5 protein-coding genes are annotated in these 8502 nt (G+C 45.4%); 4 read left to right on the plus strand and 1 reads right to left on the minus strand.

Features of this window, described 5'->3' with window-relative positions:
• Positions 1 to 138: 138 nt before the first annotated feature.
• The gene (locus QUB61_RS32965; RefSeq protein WP_333134635.1) at positions 139 to 2895 is read right to left on the minus strand and encodes an NHL repeat-containing protein; all 2757 of its coding nucleotides are present in this window, start codon (positions 2893 to 2895) and stop codon (positions 139 to 141) included.
• A gap of 1239 nt (positions 2896 to 4134) precedes the next feature.
• Here QUB61_RS32965 and QUB61_RS32970 point away from each other — a divergent pair.
• The 4 genes from QUB61_RS32970 (at position 4135) to nusB (ending at position 8338) form a co-directional block, all read left to right on the plus strand.
• Positions 4135 to 5367: a transposase gene (locus QUB61_RS32970; RefSeq protein ID WP_333134637.1), complete on the plus strand. Its 1233-nt coding sequence runs from the start codon at positions 4135 to 4137 to the stop codon at positions 5365 to 5367.
• 70 nt (positions 5368 to 5437) lie between these two features.
• Positions 5438 to 6163 (plus strand): DUF502 domain-containing protein, encoded by a 726-nt coding sequence (locus QUB61_RS32975; RefSeq protein WP_333134639.1) that lies wholly within the window; start codon positions 5438 to 5440, stop codon positions 6161 to 6163.
• A gap of 492 nt (positions 6164 to 6655) precedes the next feature.
• Entirely contained in the window at positions 6656 to 7606 is a 951-nt protein-coding gene (locus tag QUB61_RS32980) for an RRXRR domain-containing protein (RefSeq protein ID WP_333134641.1), read from the plus strand.
• Positions 7607 to 7705: 99 nt separating this feature from the next.
• The gene (gene nusB / locus QUB61_RS32985; protein ID WP_333134642.1) at positions 7706 to 8338 is read left to right on the plus strand and encodes a transcription antitermination factor NusB; all 633 of its coding nucleotides are present in this window, start codon (positions 7706 to 7708) and stop codon (positions 8336 to 8338) included.
• The last annotated feature ends 164 nt before the right edge of the window (positions 8339 to 8502 follow it).

An 8502-nucleotide genomic window follows, 5' to 3' on the forward strand; every position in this document is an offset into this window, starting at 1 on the left:
AAGTTTCATCGGATACAGGTTTTTTATTTCTGGACGGATGAATCCGGGGGCTTGTATCCTGGATGCTTTCGGTCAACAGTCAACAGTCAACAATCACCTGACGGTGCAACCGGAATCGCTCTAATTTTCAATGAGAGGCTAAGCGAGCGACACAATACTAGCTCGATTGTAAGGCAACCTATTAGTCGGCAAAACTTCCAGATTAATTTGCAAGGAATCCAAAGCCGGATTTTGGGCCAGCACCTGTTGCGTCAAACTCTTATTAAGAATTTCCCAGAAATCCGTTTCATTGGGATAATTAGTCAAGAAATTGTCGATGCTTGTGTAAATCGGCACAAAGTCCGGATATTCATCCTGGGTAATTCCGGGTTTGTACTGATACTTGACATCAATATTGAGGTTATTCAAACCCTGGTGAGCGATCGAGTAATTAGGAATCTTAAAATCCCAGGCTTCACCTAATTTACCATCTTGAGTGCGAGTAACGGTACTGCTGCGCTCGTAAGGCAATCGGTTCGTCGGTAAAACATCCAAATTAACCGTCACCGACGAAATGGCCGGATTGTCAGCAAGCACTTTTTCGGTCAAATTTTTGTTAACAATTTCCCAAAAATCCGTTTCGTTTGGGTAGTTGACTAAAAAATTTTCAATACTCTTGTAAATCGGCACAAAATCAGGATACTGATAATTTTGAATCCCGTCTTGGTACTTATAATTTACATCAATATTCAGGTTGTTTAACCCTTGATGATTAATTGGGTAATTTGCTAATGTAAAATTCCATTTCTGCGTCAGTTGAGCATCGGACGGAAAGAAAGCAATTCCGATTGGACGCTGTAGCTTGCTGTCGGGAGGGACAAAAATAGAACTGTTACTCGACCCAGGATTTCCCGATATTGGCAGCGGTTCGTCAGTCTTGCCACTATACCGCAAAACAGCGCCGGCACCGTTAGCATTGGCGCGGTTGTCAAAGCCCACTACAAACAAATTGCCGATCGGCGAAAAAGCCAAACTACCTATATAATTGCTACTGGGCGAAGTATCAGTATAATTGGTAGATAAAACCTTGACCAATTCCCCACTTTTTAAATTGTAGCGCCTGATATCGTTAGCAAAATCGCTGACATAAAGGTCACCGTCAGCGGGCCCTATTGCTATTCCCAAAAGACTTGTAAATCCCTGACTGCGAGGCGAAGGATCGGGCGAAGCAAAGATACTTGACTCCCCGGTTTGCGGGTTGTAACGCAGCACCTGACTGGGGAAACTTGCGCTAAAATCTGGTTGACCGTTGGTCGCAACACTCCCCTCCGTTGTCACATACAAATTGCCGTCAGGAGCAAACAGTAAACCGTTCGGACCATTCAATCCTCCCGCTTGCTGATTTCCAGAAGCAAATACATCAATAAACTGTCCTGTTTTGCCGTTATATAGGAGAATTTGGTCGCTCAAAGAACTGGTGACATAAAAATTACCGTCAGAACCAAAAGCTAAACCGTAAGGGCGAGACAATCCGCCAGTTTCATCCGCCGCCGTGTTCGGATTATCACCGACAAACTTGTCAATAAATGCGCCAGTAATTCCGTCATACCGCAATACTGCAGATGCTGTCGGTTCTCCAGAATTTCCGGGCTTGTCGCCGCTAGTAACGTAAATGTCCGACTTATCATCGCCATTGCCATCTGGCCCAAAAATCATCGTATCTGGATTGGACAAACCGCCGCTTCCCGGTGGGATAAATTCGCCTAGAAAAGTGCCGGTATTGCCGTCAAACCGAAGTACATTATTTCCCCTACTATTGCTAACGAGGAAAGTTCCTTGAGGATTGGTGGGTTGAGTGCGAGTAACTTTGCTGGTGCGGTTGTAGGGCAAGTTTGGGCTTGGCAAAACGTTAAAATTAATATCAATTGCCGCCAAGGCAGGATTTTCGTTGAGGATATTTTGAGTCAAGTTTTTATTGACAACTTCCCAAAAATCATTTTCGTTCGGATATTTGGTTAAAAAGTTATCAACGCTATTGTAAATTTGCCGGAAATCTGGATATTCATTTGGGGTGATTTCCGGCTTGTACTGGTAACCTATATCAATATTTAGCTTGTTCAATCCTTGGTGATTAATTGCGTAGTCTTTCAAGGAAAAATTACCTTCTTCTTTGAGTTGACCGGAACGACTGCGAAAAACTGTACTTGTTCGATCGTAGGGCAATCTGTCTGTTGGCAAAACTTCAACTTGAATGCTAATATCTGTTAGAACCGAATTTTCATCAAGCACCTTTTCTGTCAATTTTTTGTTAACAACTTCCCAAAAATCTGTTTCGTTCGGGTAGTTAACTAGGAAGTTATCAATACTTTTGTAAATTGGCACAAAATCAGGATATTCGTTTGTGGTAATTCCAGGTTTTAAGCCGTAATCAACTTTGATATTTAGGGTGTTTAAACCTTGGTGGTCGATGGTGTAATCTTTAAAATTGAAAGCCCATTTTCCTGAAGGTAATAGAGAAGAAGTTCGGGATTGCGCGAGTTCTGGGCCGCCACCAGGATCGCCAACAGCAAAATCCATCCCTGTCAGTTCGTCTCTCTGAACTTTAGTGGAAACATCGGTCTGGGATTTTAGACTACTATCAAATTTAAGGTTGTCGCCTCCTGACGATGGGAGACCGAAGTCGGTGAATGGATCCAAAAGGTCGATCGCACTACCAGTCGCAGCGGCCGGCCAATCTGGTTTTTGAGTCAAATTATAGCTGGTATCAAACAAAACATTGGTATCACCGGCGGCAACTTGGCTACTCGGATTTAAGCTGTTGAACTTACTGCCAAATAAGTCTGGTATTTCTGCTGAAACACCCGCAACATTTCCCTGAATAGGGTTTTCTTCAAACAGTCCTGCTATCTTAAACATAAGCTATTTTTTGGGTACTCCCGCCACCGGAAATAAATTTGACTATATTAGTCGGGGATCCATGGGGGCCCAGAAACCGGGTTTGATGTGATAAACGATTAGACTTCGCCCGAGCCCGTACACGGGTGTAAAAAACCCGGTTTCGAGGAGTCGGAATGCGTCTGTGATATCAATTCCGGTTACACCGGAATGATGATCCGTTGGGAGTCGTCCGTCGTCCGTGGGGGAATGTGGAATTATTGACCTTGACTTTATCCTTCCCATGCAACCGGAAACGATATGAGTGTATATTTTACGGTTTTTCAAAAGAAAGTCAAATAGTCTAACAAGTACCTTATATTTTACAAATATTAACCTAAAATATGTCACCTTTCTCAATCACAGCCCTTTCGGCTTGTTCCACAAAAATTTGATTTTCCCTGTGGGGTGTTCTGCATTTATTAAACTGCTTTATTTCAATGCCGTATTCCCCACTCATCAAATCCTCTCCCCCTCTCCCCTTCTCGCCCTCGGATCCTCGAACACAATAGACAATCTAGGATGGTGCAGCAGCTTAACGGGCCCCACCCTAAAAATTCATGGGTGGAAGAAGCCCAAAAGCCCTCTACAGGACACGCCCCGCCTCCTGCAGCCTCAACGCTGCTGTGAGCTTATTTGTTCACGTCCGAGCTAAATTGTCTTAAAATATACAATAGGGTAAAGTGGTTCAGGGAGCACGCATATTAAAGACAGCCACTAATTTGCAATAATTCTTTACAATGCAAGTACAGCACAACGAGTTACTAGCCGCTAACTCTTCCCTGAAGAAAGGGCACCCAAAGGTCGGATAGAAGACCATAAAAATGGTGAACTTCACTCTTCGCCCGTAATGATGGTTCGTTGGGAGTCGTCCGTCGTCCGTGGGGGAATGTGGAATTATTGACCTTGACTTTATCATTCCCATGCAACCGGAGTAGTTTCTTCCTTCTGCTAAACGGGAAGTCCCCGCGCTCTACCTCTCCTCAGGTGAGCGTCGGGATGAAAGGCGCGTGAGTCAAGGGGTTTGATACCCCGCAGAGGAACAATTATCTTCGCTTTTAGAGGTAACCTTTAAGCTTCTTATCAACTCCCTTAAAACTTCTGTTTTTCCTCTTTCTGTCTCACTACAATATGATTCAAGCAATTCAAACTCCTTGTCCGAAAGCTGAAAAGTAATCTTTTTCATTGTATTTACTGGCTTATATATGGTACAATTATGTCATGATAACAGCCCATCAGTACAAATTACGCCCGAATAAAGAGCAAGCCAGTCAATTTGACGGTTGGCTAAGCTTGTTGCGTATGCAGTATAACTGGAGGCGGGCAGAGCAGTTCAACTGGTGTGAGTCCACTCGAAGCGCCGTGAATTCTTGCTCTCTTGTATCATGCAGTATCGCTCCAATAGTCCAACAACCTGACTATTATTGGCAGAAGAAAGACTTACTGAATACCAAAAAGCTATTCCCTGAATACGCAGGCATTCACTCTCAGGTATTGCTCAATTGCATTGAGAGAGTCAAGAAAGCTTTTGACAGGTATATCAAGGCGGATTCGTCAGGCAAGAGTTCTGGCAAGCTAAGATTTAAAGGTAGAGGCAGATCTCACAGCTTCACCTACACCCAGATGAAGCAGGACTGTATTAAAGGTAATCGCATCACATTGCCCAAAATTGGTGAGGTGAAGATTATCCTGCATTGTCCTATTCCTGATGGCTTCAAAATTCCAAGTGCGACTATCGTATTTGCTGCTGATGGCTACTATGTGACCTTAACTTTGCAAGATGAATTAGTGCTAGTAATTAGCCCTGATTTCTCTCCTGAAAAGGTAGTGGGCATTGATATGGGACTCAATGAGTTTTTGAATACCAGTGAGGCCGATACAGTGCCAATCCCTCAGTTTGCCTGGAAAGCGGGACAGGTCAAAAAGCGATTAAACAAGTCTGTTTCTCGTAAGAAGAAAGGCAGTAATCGCAGAGGTAAGGCGGTTAAACGTTTGTCAAGACATCATCAGAAAGTGGCTGGGCAAGGTAAAGATTTTCATTGCAAGACGGCAAAGCCATTACTTGAGAGGTACGACCTAATTGGCTTTGAAGACTTGAATGTAAAAGGTTGGGCGAAAACTAGGTTTGCGAAATCTATTCTAGATGTTGGTGGGAGTGAATTTCTAGCTATTGTGGCTTGCAAGACCCAAAGTGCTGGCAAGATGACTATAGCTGTGCATCCAAACGGCACAACCCAAAACTGTTCTAGTTGCGGTACTCGCATCCCTAAAACCATTGCCAACAGATGGCATAGTTGCCACCTCTGCGGTTGGGAATTGGTGAGGGATGTGAATGCGGAGATTAATGTTAAAAAATTTGCTGTCGGGCGGACAGTGATTAAAGCGAGCCTGTGTGTTTCCTATGTAGACGCAGGATTAGCTCAGAAGTCCACCCTAGACTGGTCTACGAGTTAGGGCGCTTGAGTCGTCACTCTCAGGCTTGTTCACCTTATTGGCAATCAGTTACGAGGAGATTTGACCCGCCGTGCTCCAACGCATCAAACAAGACTTAAAAAACGACCTGATCGCAGGTCTACTGGTAGTGATACCCTTAGCTACCACCATCTGGCTGACAATTACCATCGCCAGTTGGGTGATCAATTTTCTCACCAAAATTCCCAAGCAGATCAACCCTTTTGACGGACTCAACCCGATTTTGGTGAATCTGCTAAATCTCTTAGTAGGACTGGCTGTACCCCTGCTGAGCATATTAATCATCGGTTTAATGGCCCGCAACATTTTCGGCAAGTGGCTGCTAGACTTTGGCGAACGCCTGTTGCAGGCAATTCCCCTAGCCGGTTCGGTTTACAAAACCCTCAAACAACTGCTGGGAACCCTCCTCAAATCAAACGACAAATTTCGCCGCGTGGTGTTAGTGGAATATCCCCGCCGGGGAGTCTGGACTTTAGCTTTTGTGACCGGTACGATCGAGACTAACGATATGCCGCCTCACCTGTCGGGCGAAACCCCGATCGGCATTTTCATCCCCACGACTCCCAACCCCACCACTGGATGGTACGCTATAGTCCCGGAGGCAGATTTAGTCAATTTGTCAATGTCGATCGAGGATGCCTTTAAAGTCATCATCTCTGGTGGCATCGTCAACCCCAGCAACTCAGTTCCCGTAGCCCCGGAAAACATCAAGGGCAAAACGCTCGAACCCTTAGTATCCGAATCAAGATACCAGCCCGTCCCAGTCGAAGAAGAGTGAACCAAGGCTTCTTTAGTGGCCCGTAAGGCGGTGTAAACTTTCTCCATAGCAGATAATCTTTGGACAAAACCAGCCCAAACCGAGAAAGCCTACACTCAGAAACCCGGTTTCGAGCATAAATCTTGGGTTTGAGGGCGAAGTATCTGTAAACTACCCGCCGCTGGCGAGTCAGACGGCTGGTATTGTACCGCTTTTAGTTGAGTTTTCTGCTAAAGTTCAAGTCCGCGCGCGATCGAAAAACTTCCTAAATTCTCAATTGCTATCTAAAAACTGTCACTAACCCCACCCTAAAGGGATGGGGCTTGTAGGGAAACCAAGCCATAGGTGGAACACAAGCGCAAGTAGGACTAGACAACGGCCGAGAAGCCAATTTGAACTAACGCCTATGTGGCACTTCAAAGGATGTTATAGGCGCTATTCCTAACCCGTAACCACGACCTTAGTCAAAGTCGAAGGAAATTAAACAGTTAGGTTTATCGCCAAACAAACACCATGCAATACGTTCCTGTAGTAGACTGTGAGCAACGTCCTTTAATGCCAACAACACCCGCAAGGGCAGAGCGTTGGATTAAATCTGGAAAAGCAACACCATTTTTCCGTAAAGGGATCTTTTGTGTTCGCTTAAACGTTGAACCTTCAAATCGTCATACTCAACCCGTAGCAGTTGGAATCGATCCGGGTTCTAAACGTGAGGGGTACACAGTTAAATCAAAAGCTCACACCTACTTAAATCAGCAGTTTCATTCTGTTGATTGGGTTAAAGAGGCTGAAGAGACAAGTACAAATGCCAGACGTGCAAGACGTAATCGAAAAACACCTTGTCGCCAACCTCGTCAAAACCGTTCGCGTGGCCCGATTCCTCCGAGCACTAAGGCGCGCTGGCAATTCAAAATCCGAGTAGTCAAAGTTTTTGATACCATCTTTCCTCTCTCAGGTATTGGAATTGAGGATGTAAAAGCAGTGACCAAAAAAGGTTGTCACACGTGGAATACGTCATTTTCGCCTTTAGAAATTGGCAAAAAATGGTGTTATTCCGAGTTGGAAAGAATTGCACCGGTCACCCTATTTGATAGCTATACCGACACTTACTTAACCCGTCAAAGATTAGGTTTAAAAAAATCTAAGGCAAAGTTATCCAATGTTTTTGATGCGCATTGTGTCGATTCTTGGGTGCTAGCTTACCTGTTGGTAGGTGGCGATATATCACCAGAAAATATGGTGGTGATGGAATGTAAGCCCATCCGCATTTATCGCAGACAATTGCACGTTTTTAACCCTGGGAAAAACGGATATCGCCGTCCTTACGGTGGCTCCATGTCGCAAGGATTGAAGCGTGGGGGGATTGTCAAGCATCTATCGTATGGAAAGTGTTACGTAGGTGGCGAAGATGCGAAAAAATCTCGCTGTCTTCCTGCACAGTCTTGGTACAGGAAAACGCAATAGTCAAAACGCAAAGCCCACGGATTGTAAGTTTCTGGCTTACAACTCATGGCGAACTGTAAAGCCGTCCTAAAAGGACGGGGTTTCCCACCCATTTTTCTGATGAAAAAAGCCCGCGAAACAGCACGCGAACTCGCACTCCTCGGCATCAGCCAACTGCCGACGAATCCAGAACTGTTAGAAGCCAAGAAACTGCAAGATGTTGTCCTCGCCGCCATCCGCGCCCTGACAACAGAAGTTCAAGAAGCCCTAGAAGCAGCAGCATCCGAAGTGCAGCGGAGTAGCGACAAACTGCTTGCTAGCGAAATCCGCGCCGCCGATATACAAAGTTCTAGGGCAATGGTGCGGGAAGCAGTGGAACTCACCCAAACCGCGATCAACCGTCTCGGTTCAGCTATGGAGTTTCCAGAACTGATCCAGCTAGCCAACCAGCAAGATGTCCGCACCTATGCTGTGCAAATCCTGACGAAAGTCAGCGCCAACCGCGTTCAAATTGACGAATTGCTCTCGGAAGCGCTGGTAGACTGGCAAATAGAACGGTTGGCCCGGATCGATCGAGATATCATGAGAATCGCCATCGCCGAAATCCTATATCTCGGCCTAGCCGAACAAGTCAGCGTCAGCGAAGCCGTCCAACTCGCAAAACGCTACAGCGGCGACGAAGGACATCGCTTCATCAACGGAGTCCTCCGCCGAGTAGTCGATAAAATCAATGCAGAAGTTGTTAATCAGTAGTCCTTAGTCAGTAGTCATTGGTCATTAGTGATTGCCAATCCGCAATCGGCTCTACACTAGGGACTGAGGACTAAGGACTAATAACTATAGTCCTTAGTCAGTAGTCATTGGTCATTAGTGATTGCCAATCCGCAATCGGCTCTACACTAGGGACTGAGGACTAA

This window comes from Microcoleus sp. C2D2 (genome assembly GCF_036702495.1).
In the GTDB taxonomy this organism is placed as follows: domain Bacteria; phylum Cyanobacteriota; class Cyanobacteriia; order Cyanobacteriales; family Microcoleaceae; genus Microcoleus.